This is a genomic window from Streptomyces sp. OR43 (assembly GCF_008042275.1).
Classification (GTDB): Bacteria; Actinomycetota; Actinomycetes; order Streptomycetales; family Streptomycetaceae; genus Streptomyces.
The window spans coordinates 4480910-4494923 of sequence record NZ_RDBK01000043.1 but is presented as its reverse complement, the minus strand read 5'-3'; the positions used below and the strand labels follow the sequence as shown (position 1 = coordinate 4494923).

At 70.9% G+C, this 14014-nt stretch carries 11 protein-coding genes; 3 read left to right on the top strand and 8 right to left on the bottom strand.

The features are described from left to right. Positions 1 to 168 precede the first annotated feature (168 nt). Complete coding sequence (locus EAO72_RS39290) at positions 169 to 549, bottom strand: PPOX class F420-dependent oxidoreductase (protein ID WP_148021763.1); 381 nt, start codon at positions 547 to 549, stop codon at positions 169 to 171. A 37-nt stretch (positions 550 to 586) separates the two neighbouring features. Beyond that, positions 587 to 856 (bottom strand): helix-turn-helix domain-containing protein, encoded by a 270-nt coding sequence (locus EAO72_RS39285; RefSeq protein WP_148021762.1) that lies wholly within the window; start codon positions 854 to 856, stop codon positions 587 to 589. Positions 857 to 897: 41 nt separating this feature from the next. On the opposite strand from EAO72_RS39285, the gene map reads away from it, so the two are divergent. Further along, a complete protein-coding gene (map, locus tag EAO72_RS39280) occupies positions 898 to 1665 on the top strand; it encodes a type I methionyl aminopeptidase (protein ID WP_148021761.1) in 768 nt (255 codons plus the stop codon). A gap of 18 nt (positions 1666 to 1683) precedes the next feature. Here map and EAO72_RS39275 read toward each other — a convergent pair whose 3' ends face one another. Continuing rightward, positions 1684 to 2433, bottom strand: coding sequence for a glycoside hydrolase family 75 protein (locus EAO72_RS39275; RefSeq protein ID WP_410090560.1), 750 nt, complete (start codon positions 2431 to 2433; stop codon positions 1684 to 1686). Between the two features lie 305 nt (positions 2434 to 2738). Beyond that, on the bottom strand, positions 2739 to 4580 hold the full coding sequence (gene ggt, locus EAO72_RS39270; RefSeq protein WP_148021759.1) for a gamma-glutamyltransferase: 1842 nt from the start codon (positions 4578 to 4580) through the stop codon (positions 2739 to 2741). Positions 4581 to 4684: 104 nt separating this feature from the next. Here ggt and EAO72_RS39265 point away from each other — a divergent pair, with 104 nt between their 5' ends. Next, the gene (locus EAO72_RS39265) at positions 4685 to 5434 is read left to right on the top strand and encodes a hypothetical protein (protein WP_148021758.1); all 750 of its coding nucleotides are present in this window, start codon (positions 4685 to 4687) and stop codon (positions 5432 to 5434) included. A 45-nt stretch (positions 5435 to 5479) separates the two neighbouring features. On the opposite strand, the gene EAO72_RS39260 is transcribed toward EAO72_RS39265, so the two are convergent. Together EAO72_RS39260 and EAO72_RS39255 are read right to left on the bottom strand one after the other, a co-directional pair. Then, entirely contained in the window at positions 5480 to 6697 is a 1218-nt protein-coding gene (locus tag EAO72_RS39260) for a cysteine desulfurase-like protein (RefSeq protein WP_148021757.1), read from the bottom strand. A gap of 273 nt (positions 6698 to 6970) precedes the next feature. Further along, positions 6971 to 7369: a hypothetical protein gene (locus EAO72_RS39255; protein WP_187285351.1), complete on the bottom strand. Its 399-nt coding sequence runs from the start codon at positions 7367 to 7369 to the stop codon at positions 6971 to 6973. A gap of 906 nt (positions 7370 to 8275) precedes the next feature. Between EAO72_RS39255 and EAO72_RS39250 the strand changes: the two genes are divergently transcribed. After that, on the top strand, positions 8276 to 10027 hold the full coding sequence (locus tag EAO72_RS39250; RefSeq protein ID WP_148021755.1) for a glycoside hydrolase family 35 protein: 1752 nt from the start codon (positions 8276 to 8278) through the stop codon (positions 10025 to 10027). Between the two features lie 65 nt (positions 10028 to 10092). On the opposite strand, the gene EAO72_RS39245 is transcribed toward EAO72_RS39250, so the two are convergent. Together EAO72_RS39245 and EAO72_RS39240 are read right to left on the bottom strand one after the other, a co-directional pair. Further along, on the bottom strand, positions 10093 to 12249 hold the full coding sequence (locus EAO72_RS39245; protein ID WP_148021754.1) for an RICIN domain-containing protein: 2157 nt from the start codon (positions 12247 to 12249) through the stop codon (positions 10093 to 10095). A 120-nt stretch (positions 12250 to 12369) separates the two neighbouring features. Beyond that, entirely contained in the window at positions 12370 to 13806 is a 1437-nt protein-coding gene (locus EAO72_RS39240) for an RICIN domain-containing protein (protein WP_148021753.1), read from the bottom strand. Positions 13807 to 14014: the final 208 nt, after the last annotated feature.

The window sequence follows — 14014 nt, the reverse complement described above, 5'->3', positions numbered from 1 at the left end:
CAGGCATTCGACCGCAGTCGTGTTACGGGACGGCTACGCGCATTTTTCGACCAAGGTCCGGGAGGAGCGCGGAAGTTGACGCGAGCGCCCCTGACGCACCGGCCGGGTTTCGAGCGCCCCCGACGCACGGGCCGGGACTCAAGCGCCCCCGACGCACCGGCCGCGGGCTCAGAAGGAGATGGCGATCCCGGTCTGCGGCCGCTTGCCGAGCCGGACGATCATCGCCGGGTAGTCGAGGAGCCAGTACTTCCAGGTGTACTTCCGGGCGATGGCCTTGCGCACACCGGTCGTACCCTGCTCGTCGAGCAGCCTGCCGGTCCCCTCGGCGCTCGGCGCGCCTTCTGCGATCCGGCCGCGCACATCACAGACGGTGACGCGGACGCGGCTGTCGTTGCGCAGCCGCTTGACCTTCCACGAGTCACTCTTGGTCCAGACGAAGAGCTCGTTCCCGTCAGCCGCGGCCCAGACCGGCGTGGCGACCGGAGTGCCGTCCTTCCGGTAGGTGGTGAGGCTGACGTACTCGCTGCGGGCGAAGTCCTGGAGGCTCATGCCCCAACCCTACTCAGGGCCCCCGCCCTTCGCCCCGTTACCCGGCGAGTGGAACGATCTCCGGCTCCGGGGCGCACCGCGCAAGGAGTTCGTCCATGGACATGCCGAGCGCCCCGGCGAGTGCCGCGACGGTGAAGAAGGCCGGAGTCGGCGCCCGGCCGGTCTCGATCTTGCGCAGCGTCTCGGCCGAGATTCCGGCGCATCCTGCGATGTCGGCCATGCTGCGGCGACCGCGCGCCTCACGGAGCAGCCGGCCGAGCCGTTCGCCGCGCAGGCGCTCTTCGGGGGTGAGAGGAGTTCGAACCATGCCGTCATTCTAATACCGCTCGGACCGGTATAGTAATTGGCATGGTGCAGCTCAAGACAGACACATCGATCGAAGCCATGCGCGAGGCCGGCCGCGTCGTGGCGCAGTTGCTGACGGCCGCGCGGGAGGCGGCGACCGTCGGCGTATCACTCCGCGAACTCGACGAAGTGGCCCACGGGGTCCTGCGCGAGGCCGGCGCCGGATCGCCGTTCCTGAACTACCGGCCGCATTTCGCGCCGACCCCCTTCCCCGGCGTGATCTGCGCCTCCGTGAACGACGCGATCGTGCACGGCATCCCGAACGACCTGCGGCTGCGTGACGGCGATCTGGTGAGCATCGACGCGGGCGCGACGCTTGACGGCTGGTGCGGGGACTCGGCGATCAGCTTCATCGTCGGCCGCGCCCGGCCCGAGGACACCCGTCTCGTCGACACGGCCTTCGAGGCGCTGGAGGCGGGCATCGCGGCGGCCGTCGTCGGCAACCGGATCGGTGACATCGCGCACGCGATCGGCACGGTCTGCCGCACGGCCGGCTACGGCATCCCGGACGGATTCGGCGGCCACGGCATCGGCCGGTCCATGCACGAGGACCCGGGCGTCCCCAACGAGGGACGGCCCGGCCGCGGAATGCCGCTGCGGCACGGCATGGTGCTGGCCATCGAGCCGATGCTGATCGGCAGCGGCCGGGACGGATACCACCCGGACCGGGACGGCTGGACGCTGCGTACGAACGACGGCAGCCGGGCCGCGCACGCCGAGCACACGGTGGCCATCACGGACGACGGCCCCCGGATCCTGACGGCCCTCTGAGGGAACGGGCCACCCTCGTCAGTTGTCGCGGAGGAACGCCCGAGCAAGGCCTTCCCCGGCGGTCACCGCCGCGCTGTGGCTCTCGATCGGCGAGACGACGGAGTCCTTGAACAGGATGTACGTGACGCCGGAATCCACGCCGCCGGCCTTCGGGTCCGGGTTGATCCCGAGCGCCTCGGCGGTGGCGTAGGAGGCCTCACCGATGATCCCGGCGGGTCCGGTGTCGCCGACGACGGCGTACTCCACCTTTCCCGCGTGGACGACGGCGACGACACCGCCGCCCTTGATCCCCGAGTCGCTGAAGTCCCAGAGGGAGCTGCGGCTCGGCACCACGACGTACGGGAGTTCCTCCGCGTTCAGCGGCCGGTCGCCGGAGGTGTGGAACGCGGTGTCGCCCTGGAACCACGGATCGGTGTCCACGTTGCAGGCCTTGGTCACCTGGCCGTCGCAGTCGATGTCCAGGTCGGCCTTCCAGAAGACGGCTCCGTTCATGCCGCACACCGGAACGGAGGGCGAGGCACTCTCGTCCGTACGGTAGGAGCCGTTCGAGACCGGCTTGCACGCGGCGACCTTGGCCAGCAACTCGGCCGCGCCCACGGCACCTTCGCCGGCATCGGCAGGAGCGGCGCCGCCGGCAGGGTGGGGCGAGGCGGTCCCGGCCGCAGCGGTGTCAGCGGCAGGGGCGGGGTCGCCCGCAGAGTGGGGCGAGGCGGTCCCGGCCGCAGCGGMTGCCGGRCGGGCATAGGCGGCGGGAGTGAGGTCCACCACCACCGGACGCGCTGTCGGCGCAGGCGTGAACACGTCGGACCGCAGGACCGAACCGCCCCGGGCCGCGGGCGTCAGGGATCCGGCCGCGAGCAGCGCGGCGCCGGAGACCGTGGCGAGGGCAAGCGTTCGCATACGCACCGTGTGGGTGCCCTTCTGTGAGGAGTCTTTCCCTTGCTGAGATCAGCCAAGACGCCCCCCTGCATGCCCCCGTCGAGGCTGCGGGGCCGGTCCGGCGCACATCACCCGCGCCCGACCGACCCCGCCTGTACCGCTACTGACGCAACGTCATTGGTGACGCTTCGTCGCTACCGACTCGTCGTCACTACCGACTCGTCGCCACCTCCCTGACGCGACGGCCTCACCACCATGGCCGAACCGCCGCCGCGCCGCTCCGTCTCGGCCGCGGCCAGCCAACGCCCGTCCGGCAGCCGCTGCACGCCCGTCGCCGCGCCGATCTCCGGGTTGGGCTTGAAGACGTGCCCCAGAGCTTCCAGTCGGGCCCGGACCGGGCTGTTCCACAGGCCCGGTTCGAGCTCCGTGGCCGCCGCGTTGCGCTGGCTGGCGCGGGGCGCCGCGATGGCGTCCACCAGCGGCAGGCCCCGGTCGACCGTGCCGATCAGCGACTGGAGCACGGTGGTGATGATCGTGGCGCCGCCGGGCGACCCCAGGGCCAGCACCGGCTCGCCGTGCTTCAGCACGATGGTCGGGGAGATCGACGATCGGGGCCGCTTGCCCGGACCCGGCAGGTTCGGGTCGTGGACGGCCGGATCGGCCGGCGCGAACGAGAAGTCCGTCAGCTCGTTGTTGAGCAGGAATCCGCGCCCCGGCACCGTGATGCCGCTGCCGCCGGTCTGCTCGATCGTCAAGGTGTACGCGACGACGTTGCCCCACTTGTCAGCGGTCGTGAGGTGCGTGGTGTTCTCGCCCTCGTACGTCGTCGGCGCGGCTGTCCCCGTACCGGCGCAGTCGCCGGGGTGACGCGGGTCGCCCGGGGCGAGGGGGCTGGTGAGCACCGCGTCGTCCCTGATCAGACACTCCCGCGAGTCGGCGAACCGCTGACTGAGGAGTTCCTTCGTCGGCACGTCCTCGAACGCCGGATCGCCGACCCAGCGCCCGCGGTCCGCGAAGGCGATGCGGCTCGCTTCGATGTAGCGGTGCAGGTACTGCGCCTGGCTCGCCTTCGAAAGGTCGGTGGACTCAAGGATGTTGAGAGCCTCGCCCACCGTCGTACCACCGGACGACGACGGCGCCATCCCGTAGACGTCGAGCCCCCGATAGCCGGCCTTCGTGGGTGCCTGCCGCAGCGCCCGGTAGGAACGCAGGTCCTTCGCGGTCAGGTCGCCCGGACGTACCACCCGGGCCGACGCGGGGTCGACGGGCGGGTTGCGTACGGTCCGCACGATGTCGTCGGCCAGCTTGCCCCGGTACAGCGCGTCGACCCCCTTGCGGCCGACCTCCTCGTACGTACGCGCCAGGTCGGGGTTCTTGAAGACGGAGCCGACCTCGGGGAGGGTGCCGCCGGGCAGGAAGAGCTTCCGGGTGGCGGGGAAGTCGGCGAACCTGGCCTGGTTGCCCGCGGTCTGCGAGCGGAACGTGCCATCGACGACGAATCCGTCACGGGCCAGCTTCTCGGCCGGTTTCAGAACCTGCCGGAGCGACTTGCTGCCCCACGCGTCGAGAGCGGCGTCCCAGGTGGCGGGCGTGCCCGGGGTGCCGACCCCGAGGCCGCTGGTGACGGCGGACTCGAAGGCGATGGGCTTCCCGTTCTCCAGGAAGAGCGAGGAGTCCGCGCTGCGCGGCGCGGTCTCGCGGCCGTCGATCGTCTCCACGGTGCGGGTGCGGGCGTCGTAGTGCACGAAGTACCCGCCCCCGCCCAGCCCTGCCGAGTACGGTTCGGTCACCCCGAGCGCCGCCGCGGTCGCGACGGCCGCGTCCACCGCGTTGCCGCCCTTGCGGAGCACCTCGATGCCCGCGGCCGTCGCATCGGCGTCGACGCTGGAGACCGCTCCCCCGTATCCGGCCGCCACGGGTGACTTCGCGGGCGGTGGGACCGGTGGCGCGGAGGAGGACGGGGCTGCTGCCCCGACCGTCACCACAACGGCGAGAACACCTGATAACGACACATTCCGCGCAACGGAACGCCTCATGCGCACCTCCAGTGAAGGATTGTCCGCGCAGGGTAACGCCGCTCCGGCAGCCCCGTCAGGACCGCCTCGAACTTGAGGCCGAATGCCCGCTAACATGCCCGCCCATGACTGACGACGTACGCAACATCGTGCTGGGCGTGATAGCCGTCGGCCTCAGCGCCACCCTCGGCTGGCTCGCGCGCACCTATATCTGGCGCCGCAAGCTCCGCCGCAAGCAGGCGTTCTTCGGGCTGCCCGGCAACTCGGAGTGCCTGCTCGTCGTCAACCGCGACGCGGGCGGTGACGGCGCCGTCCACCGGCACGACGTCTTCGCCCTGCTGGAGCTCTCCGCGCTGATCAAGGACTGTTCGGCGCATGCCCAGATCCTGGCGCACGACATCGCCCAGCAAGGGTTCGGCGAGCGGACCGAGTTCTGCGTCGGCGGCCCCGTCTCCAACCGCCGGATGGCCGCGCACCTGCACTCGCTGCTGCCCGGAGTGAAGATCAACACGGACGCCGAGCCGGGCCCGGACCGCAATGCCTTCCAGATCGGCTCGGAACGCTACCGGGTGGAGAAGGGCGTCGCCGAGTACGTGATCCTGGCCCGGCTGACGGCAGGTCAGGAAGCGCGCCCGGTCTTCCTGTTCTGCGGGCAGCAGGCCATCACCAACCAGGCGGCCTCCCGCTATCTGGCCCGCAACTACGAGCGCCTCGCCCGTAAACACGGCAACAACACCTTCTGCCTGCTGCTGAAGGTGGTCAACTCGCAGGCGTACGGGCCCGATGTGGTCGAGCTGGTATCGGACGTGACCCGCGCCGCGCAGGCCCCCGCACCGGCGCCCGCGCCGCGGACCTCCCACCGCGCCTCGGGCTGAAGGAGCCGGAGACGGTCGGACGGAGCCCCGGCGGGCCGCTCCCGGTCAGTCGCGCGGGGTCTGTGCGAGGAAGGCGGCCACACCCTCCAGCAGCCGGTCGGCGTCCTCCTCGCTGTTGTACGGGGCCAAGCCGATCCGCAGCCCTCCCGCGTCGCCCAGCCCCAGGTGGCGGGAGGCCTCCAGGGCGTAGAACGAGCCCGCCGGCGCGTCGACCCCGCGCGCCGCCAGGAACCGTGACGCGTCCGCCGCCGACCTGCCCCGGAAGGTCACCAGCAGCGTCGGGGTGCGCCGGGCCGCACGCGAGTGCACGACGATGCCGTCGAGAGCGGACAGACCCTTCTCGATCCGGACCCGCAGGGCGTCCTCATGGGCCTCGATCTCCTCGAACGCCGCGGCCAGCCGCTCCCGGCGGGTGCCGTCGACGCCCGGTGCCAGCGAGGCGAGGAAGTCCACCGCGGCCCGGGCCGCGGCCAGGAACTCGTACGGCAGGGTGCCCAGTTCCAGCCGCTCCGGGACCGCGTCGGTCGACGGCAGCAGCTTGTCGGGCCGCAGGGTCTCCAGCAGTTCGGGGCGGCTCGCCAGCACGCCCATGTGCGGGCCGAGGAACTTGTACGGGGAGCAGACGAGGAAGTCGGCGCCGAGCGTGTCCAGGCGGACGGAGCCGTGGGCCGCCAGGTGCACGGCGTCCACGTGCAGCAGGGCGCCCGCCCGGTGGACGAGCTCCGCGATCGCGGGCAGGTCGGGACGGGTCCCGATGAGGTTGGACGCTCCGGTGACCGCCACCAGGCGGGTCCGCGCGGACAGTACCCCGTCGAACCGGGCGGGCGGCAGTTCCCCGCTGTCCGGCTCGAAGTCGACCCACCGGACCGTCGCGCCGACGGCCTGCGCCGCCTGCACCCAGGGACGGATGTTGGCGTCGTGGTCGAGCCGGCTGACGACCACCTCGTCCCCCGGTCCCCAGCCCTTGGCCAGGGTCCGCGCCAGGTCGTACGTGAGCTGGGTGGAACTGCGTCCGAACACGATGCCACGCGGCTCCGCCCCCACCAGGTCCGCGAGCGCCGCCCGCGCCCCGGCCACGATCGCCTCCGCGTTCCGTTCGCCCTCGTTCTGCGTACCCCGTACGGCGAGCGGACGGGACAGGGCCTCCACGATCGCGTCGATCACCGGCTGCGGGGTCTGGGTGCCACCCGGTGCGTCGAAGCGGGCCGACCCTGCCGACAGGGCCGGAATCTGTGCGCGGAGCGCGGGGACGTCGAGTGTCATGCGGTCCTCCTGGACATGAGCGGGGACGGGACCGGGCCCGGACGGCAGCGGCTTCCGGGGTTGATCCTGCCTTGTGTGTGTACCGGGCACGCGCCCGGGTCGGCGACGCGGTGCGCGAGACCTGTGGAGACGGCAGCCGTACACGCCACGGGTCCGGGAGAAGCCGGTCGGGCGGCTCCCTCACGGTGCGGTGCGCGTCCGTCCCGTACCCTCGCTTCGCCTCAGCGCTCGTTCGCGAGCTCAGCGGGGCTCACGAGCCGGCGGTCCGACCGATCACGGCCGGACCCACCGCCTCAGCGCCTCGACCGTGTTCTCCGGCGCCGTGTTGAAGCACAGCCGGATCCCGGGCGAGGCCTCGGTGAGGACGTTCAGCAGTCGCTCGAACAGCAGGGTGTTCTCCGGCAGCATGCGTACGCCACCGCCGATCATCGCCAAGCCGAACGCATGCCGGCCCAGGTGCTCCCGCACGGTCGCCTCGGCCTGGTCGGGGGAGGTATCGATCAGGCACGCGACGACATCGAACCCTGACTCGCGCAGCGCCGCGTTCCCGGCTTCGACCCGGGCGGTGAGCGCCGCCTCGTCGATGCCCCCGGGCATCCGGCTGTAGTCGAGCGCACGCGGATGCACCCCGATGGACAGGACCTTCGTGTCTTTCGGCAGAGGTGCTGGCATCGTCGGCCGGCCCATGGGCGGTGCCCTCCCTGTTCGCGTCGCGTGAGATTTCCGGTCTACCACGGAAGCCGGGCAAAGAGCCCGCTCCGCACGGAATCCCGGCTGCTTCCCTCCGGCACACCGGCGATGGCGCATGCACACACCTTCCGTGGCGGGCCGGCCCCGCTCCTCCATGGCGGTCAGCGCCAGACGGCTTCGCACTGCGGGGCCCAGGTCCACGCCGGCAGACCGGGCATCGTGCCCGAGGGCCGTGTGACGCCGTCCATCGCGTCGCTCCACGCGGAGACCTCCAGGATCAGGTCGGCGCGCGCGGACTTGTCGAGGTTCTTCAGATCGACCGTCCAGGCCTCACCGTGGCAGAGGTCGTTCGTGATCGTCGTGCCGGCACCGGTGAGCGCGGCCGGGGCCAGGCCGGCGGCGGGGAAGACGTCGGCGATGCAGCGGGGAAGCGCCGAGGCTGCTGAGCGGCGGGCGGGGTCACGTTGCGGCTCTGGTCGGCCAGCCCTGCCTGCTGAGAACGTAAATATGCGGGGCGCGAATCGACTCCGTTGTATTGCCGGGCCGGTGCAGCACGCACCACGACAACGCCTCAATATTTGTGCAGTCTTGTTAATTCCTGGGGAACTTAAGGGACGTGCACCCTTCGATGCACCCCAGGCGCCTCGCGGGGGGTGTGGCCTGGAAGCACACAGACACACAGCACCGCGATCACGTAAACATCCCTCTCGGACGAACAAACTCCTCAGCAATCGTGCGGCACACCGTGGTCGCGCTCCCAAATTCCCCGCCAGGACGGATCGGATCTGGTCGAGCACTTGCCACAGCGGTGATGTTTACGCAAACATGACCATGGCAGGCTCTCGACACCGCTACAACGCACTCACCCCAGCACAGGAGCACCCGTACATGCCTCTTCTCCAGATCGACGGCGGCGGCTTCACTCTCGACGGCGAACCGTTCCGGCTCCTGTCCGGCGGGATGCACTACTTCCGTACGCACCCCGAGCAGTGGGCGGACCGGCTGCGCAAGGCCAGGCTCATGGGCCTCAACACCGTCGAGACCTACGTGCCCTGGAACCTGCACCAGCCGCGACCCGACAGCTTCAGCCTCGACGGCGGCCTCGACCTGCCCCGGTTCCTCGACCTCGCGGCCGCGGAGGGACTGCACGTGCTGCTCCGGCCCGGCCCGTACATCTGCGCCGAGTGGGAGGGCGGCGGCCTCCCGTCCTGGCTGCTCGCCGAACCTGACATACGGCTCCGCTCCCGCGATCCCCGGTTCCTCGCCGCGGTCGACGACTACTTCGACCGGCTGCTCACGCCGCTCCGGCCGTACCTGGCGTCCCGGGGCGGCCCCGTCCTGGCCGTGCAGGTGGAGAACGAGTACGGGGCCTACGGCGACGACACCGCCTATCTGGAGCACCTCGCCGCCACGCTGCGCCGCTGCGGTGTCGACGTCCCGCTCTTCACCTGCGACCAGCCGGCGGACCTTCAACGCGGCGCGCTGCCCGGCGTCCTCGCCACGGCCAACTTCGGCAGCCGCTCCGGTGACGGCCTGGCCGCACTGAGGGCCCACCAGCCCGAGGGACCGCTGATGTGCACCGAATTCTGGATCGGCTGGTTCGACCGCTGGGGAGCCCACCACGTCGTGCGCGACGCCGGCCACGCGGCGCGGGAGCTGGACGAACTCCTGGCCACCGGGGCTTCGGTGAATTTCTACATGTTCCACGGCGGCACCAACTTCGGCTTCACCAACGGCGCCAACGACAAGCACACCTACCGTCCCACCGTCACGTCGTACGACTACGACGCCCCGCTCGACGAAGCCGGCGACCCCACGGAGAAGTTCACCGCCTTTCGCGAGGTGATCGCCAAGTACGCTCCCGTGCCGGACAGTCCCGCCCCCGCGCCCGGCCCCAGACTCGCCCCGCGGACCGTGTCCCTCACCGAGACCGCCGCACTGCTGCCGCACGCCGCCGTGCTCGGGGCGGCCGTCGAGGCGCAACGCCCCCTCACCATGGAGGAGCTGGAACAGGACTTCGGTTTCGTCCTGTACGAGACGACCCTGTCGCTCAGGGGCCCGGCCCTTCTGGAGGTCGAACAGGTCCGCGACCGTGCCCAGTTCTTCGTCGACGGGCAGCCCGTGGGTGTCCTGGAGCGCGAGAACCACGAACACGTCATGGCCTTCACGGTTCCCCGGGCCGGCAGCACCCTCACCGTCCTCGTCGAGAACCAGGGACGGGTGAACTACGGGCCGGGCATCCACGACCGCAAGGGCCTGCTCGGCAAGGTTCTCCTCGACGGTGCCGAGCTCGCGGGATGGACCAGCCGTCCCCTCCCTCTCGCGGACCTGGCGGACCTCCCCTTCTCCCCCGCGGCCGCCGCCCCCGTCGGACCGGCCTTCCACCGGGGCGTATTCGAGGTGACCGCCCCGGCCGACACCTTCCTCCACCTCGACGGCTGGACCAAGGGCAACGCCTGGGTCAACGGCTTCGCGCTCGGCCGCTACTGGTCCCGCGGCCCGCAGCGGTCCTTGTACGTCCCCGCTCCGGTGCTGCGCGCCGGAGCCAACGAGGTCGTCGTGCTGGAGCTCCACGCGGCGCACCGGGCCCGGACGGCCGAGCTCCGTCCGACACCCGACCTGGGACCCACGGAGGAGTAGTCACCGACGGTACGCGGACGTGCGGGTGGGCCCGGTACGTGGACCGGGCCCACCCTCTTTCCGCGTCAGCCCAGGCGCAGTTGCTGCGCCCCGGTGCCGTCACAGGCGCGCTGCACGACGGCCGCACCGTCCGTGGTGGCGGCGCCGTCCACCCCCAGGCACTTGGCGCTGTGCCGGGCCGTGAGCGTGAGGTACCCGTCGCCCGTGCCCCGTACCGCCCACTCCTGGTTGCGACCGCCGTTGCACGCGTACTGGAGGACGACCGCGCCGTCGGCCGTGGAGACGTCGCTCACGTCCAGGCACTTGCCGCTGTGGCGCGCGACCACGTTGACGTATCCGTTGCCGGTGGAGCGGAGGGACCACTGCTGGTTCGTGCCGGCGTTGCAGCCGTACTGGACGACGGCCGCCCCGTCGCCGGAGCCCGCGCCGCTGACGTCGAGGCACCGGGAGCTGTGCCGGAAGGCCAGGGTCTTCCAGGTGTCCGCCGCCGCGACCGGGAAGGTCCAGGACTGGTTGGCCCCGGCGGTCGGCCGGTAGACGCCGACCGGCGCTCCGTCATCGGTGGAGGCGCCGGTGACGTCCAGGAGCGTGCCGCTTGCCGCGTTGACCAGGGTGTGGTGGCCGTCGCCCGTGGTCGAGCGGATCCACTGCTGTGCGGTGGACGCGCCGGGTGCGGCGAAGGTGAGCGTGCCGCCCGAGACGGCGAGGGCCTTGCCGGTCTTCGCGTTGGTGACGCGGTAGGCGGCGGTGCTGCTCCAGTCGGTGGCCGACAGTTTGGTGAAGGTCCACTGCTGCGCGGTGTCCGCGGGTGCGGACGTCCGCTGGACGGGCGCGCTCGTGCCGTTGACGGTGGCCACGGGCACGACCACCACGCCGTCCCCGCCCGGCCGTACCGCGGCCAGGGTCTGCGGGTCGTCCGTGTCCACGATGCGCGCGCCGGGGCGTACGAATCGGCTGTAGTTCGCCATCGCCCAGTACTTCTTGTTCTTGCGGAGAGGCTCCGTGGCCGCGTTCTCGGGGGTGAAGTCGGTCTGTATGAGGCCCCAGTTCGAGTTCTCGTGGCCGGGCGTCATGTTCTCGTAGTCCTCGACGGCCTGCCACAGGACCCAGGCGCTCGGCTCCAGCTCCCGGATGTCGTCGTTGATGTGCCGGGCGAGGTCGAGAGCGGGGCTCATGTCGGTGAAGCTCTGCGGGGCGCTGCCGCCGGTGTCCACCTCGGACATCCACAGCGGCGCGGCCTCGCCCTTGGCCGTGTCCCGGGCTCCGGTGCGGCCGTTCGTCCCGTAGGTGTGCGTGTTGAGCCGGCCGACGGCCGCGCGGACCTCGGGGGCGTACGACTCCCAGTCGGAGCGGAACTTCTCCGGGTTCGTCTCGTCCATGGCGGCGATCGGGGTCTTCACGCCCTTGGCGTCGAGGGCGGCGCGCAGGGTCGTGATCATGCGGGCCTGGGAGGCCGGGTCCCAGTGCGAGCCCTCCTGGCGGCCGCCCGCGTGCCAGTAGTCCGTGTCGGGCTCGTTGACGGGTGAGACGGAGTCGAAGGTGACTCCGGAGGCGGACTGGGCACGTTGGAGGGCGCCGGTGAGATAGGCGGCGAAGCGGTCGTACTGGTCGGCCCTGAGGTTGTCCTGCCGGCCGTTGGCGGCGCCGGAGACCAGCCCGCTGTTGGTCATGAAGTACGGAGCGGAGTTGGAGAACGCCTCGAACGTCTTGGCCCCGCGGGCCTTGGCTGCGGTGAGCCACCAGCACTGGCTGGCGTCGGCGCCGGGATTCCAGTGGTCGGCGCGGTTCGGATCCCACCAGTCGGGCGCCTCCGGGCCGGGGCGGTTCCAGTAGCCGGGAACGGCCGCGCCGGGCCTCATGTACGGGGTGGTCTCCGGGCTGTCGCCACCGCCGATGTTGTAGCGGGCGATCGTGAAGCCCAGGCCGTCGGCACCATAGAGCGCGTCGGCGAGCGCGTTGCGCTGTGCGTCCGGCCAGCCTCCGGTGACGTTGGCGAACCAGGCGAGGGCGGTTCCCCAGCCTTCGAAGGCAGGGTGCTGGTAGCTGGGGTCGAGGCGTACGGTCAGCGCCGCGGCGGGGCCTTCCGCGGCGCTCGCCGGCGCCGAACCGGAGCCGGCGGCTGTGACGGCTGTCGCGACGAGGGCCGCGGCGGCCCCGAGGGCGGCCAGGCTCCTGGGTGTACGGCTCCGACGCGACGCCGGTCGGCTGCGGATGCAGAACACGCGTACTCCTTCACGTGGGGTGGGGTCGATCGGGTTGTTCCGTCATTGCGCCTCCCGGCCGGGGCCAGGAGGCGCAATAACGTGTGGTGCGGGGGCGGTTGCCGGACGCGGAGGACGGCTTCAGGCCGCGGACCGCCGCCACTTCTGGTTGTCGCCCGCGTTACAGGTCCACTGCTCCAGGGCCGTTCCGTCGGCCGTCGACTGGTTGACGACGTCGAGGCACTTGCCGCTGTGCCGGGCGACGAACTCGACGTGGTCGGCGGCGTCGGTCGTCCGGACCTTCCACTGCTGGGAGGCGGAGCCGTCACAGGTGTTCTGGACGGCGAGCGCGCCGTTCGCGGCCGAGGCGCCGGCGACACCGAGGCACTTCCCGCTGTGCCGGGCCATGATCTGGACGTAGCCGCTGCTCAGCTTCTTGATCCAGAAGTTCTGGTTCACGCCGCCGCCGCAGCCCCACTGGATCACCTGCGTGCCGTCCGCGGAGTCGAAGTTCGCCACGTCGGCGCACTTGCCGCTGTTGCGGGCGGTCAGGGTCTCCCACGGCACGTTCATTCCGCTCACGGTTCCCGCAGCGGTGTCGACGGTGATCTGCGGGGAGTAGTCCATCTTCATGGTGGTGCGGGTGGGGAAGGTGAGCGGAAGCCAGACGTACTGGGAGTCATTGACCATGCCGCCCATGGAGTTGCCCCAACGGTCTCCCATGTAGAGGAACGAGGTGCCCTGGGTGCCCTGGACGGGGAGGACGAAGGCGGTCTGGCTCCGGTAGGTCGTCGGGTCCCCGACATCCTTCAGATCTGTCCAGGAACCGGTGATGCTGTCGGCGGTGGCGTACTTCTGCTGGTTCGGGGCCCAGCCCGTGGCGCCGGAGGTCAGGAGGAAGTACACGCCGTCCCGCTTGAACATGGCGGGCGCCTCACGCCACTGACCCGGCCACAGCTTCTGGACCTGCGACTCCACCGCGGTGTAGTCCGCGGTCAGACGGTAGACGTGCAGGTCGGCGTTCTCGTTGGCCGCGGAGACCATGTAGCCGGTGCCGTCGGTGTCGACGAAGGTCGTGATGTCGCGGGACATGTGACCGAGCGGCCGGAAGCTGCCGCGCCAGGCGTAGTTGCCGTCCACCGTGGAGGAAACCGCCACGGCGGCCCGCGCCTCGCCGTAGTCGGAGCCGTTCTCCTTGTGCATCCACATCACGAACTGCTTGGTGGATTCGTTGTACATGACCTTGGGCCGCTCGATGTTGGCCCAGTCGAGCTCCGGATCGGTGGCCTCGGTCAGGACGTGGTTGCGGAACTCCCAGGACTTCAGGTCCGTGGAACGGTATGCGGAGACGTACCGGAAGGTGTTGTCGGTGTTGCGGTCCTCTCCGAACCAGTAGTAGTACTGCCCGACCTTGATCACACCGCCGCCGTGCGCGTGTACGGGGTTGCCGGCGGGATCAGTGAACTGTGTGCCGTTGGCGAGGGTCACCGGGGCCGCGTGGGCCGTGCCGCCGGTGGTGAGCAGGGAGAAGAGGAGGGCGCAGATCAATGCCGCCGTCCTGGAGATCGTCAGTCGCATGGCGCGACACCTCATGGTCTCTTGTCGGACTTGTCCGCGCGGTCGGCGCGGCAGACGGCCGCCGCGGAAGCACGGAGCGACGGGGTGGGGGGACGGCCCTTCAGGCCGTGCAGAGCACCGCTACCTACGCAATGTTTTCGTAAACACGGTGTTAACCGGAAGTGTGGAAGCGCCGCGGAGGCCTGTCAAGGAGTCGGACCAAAGCGAG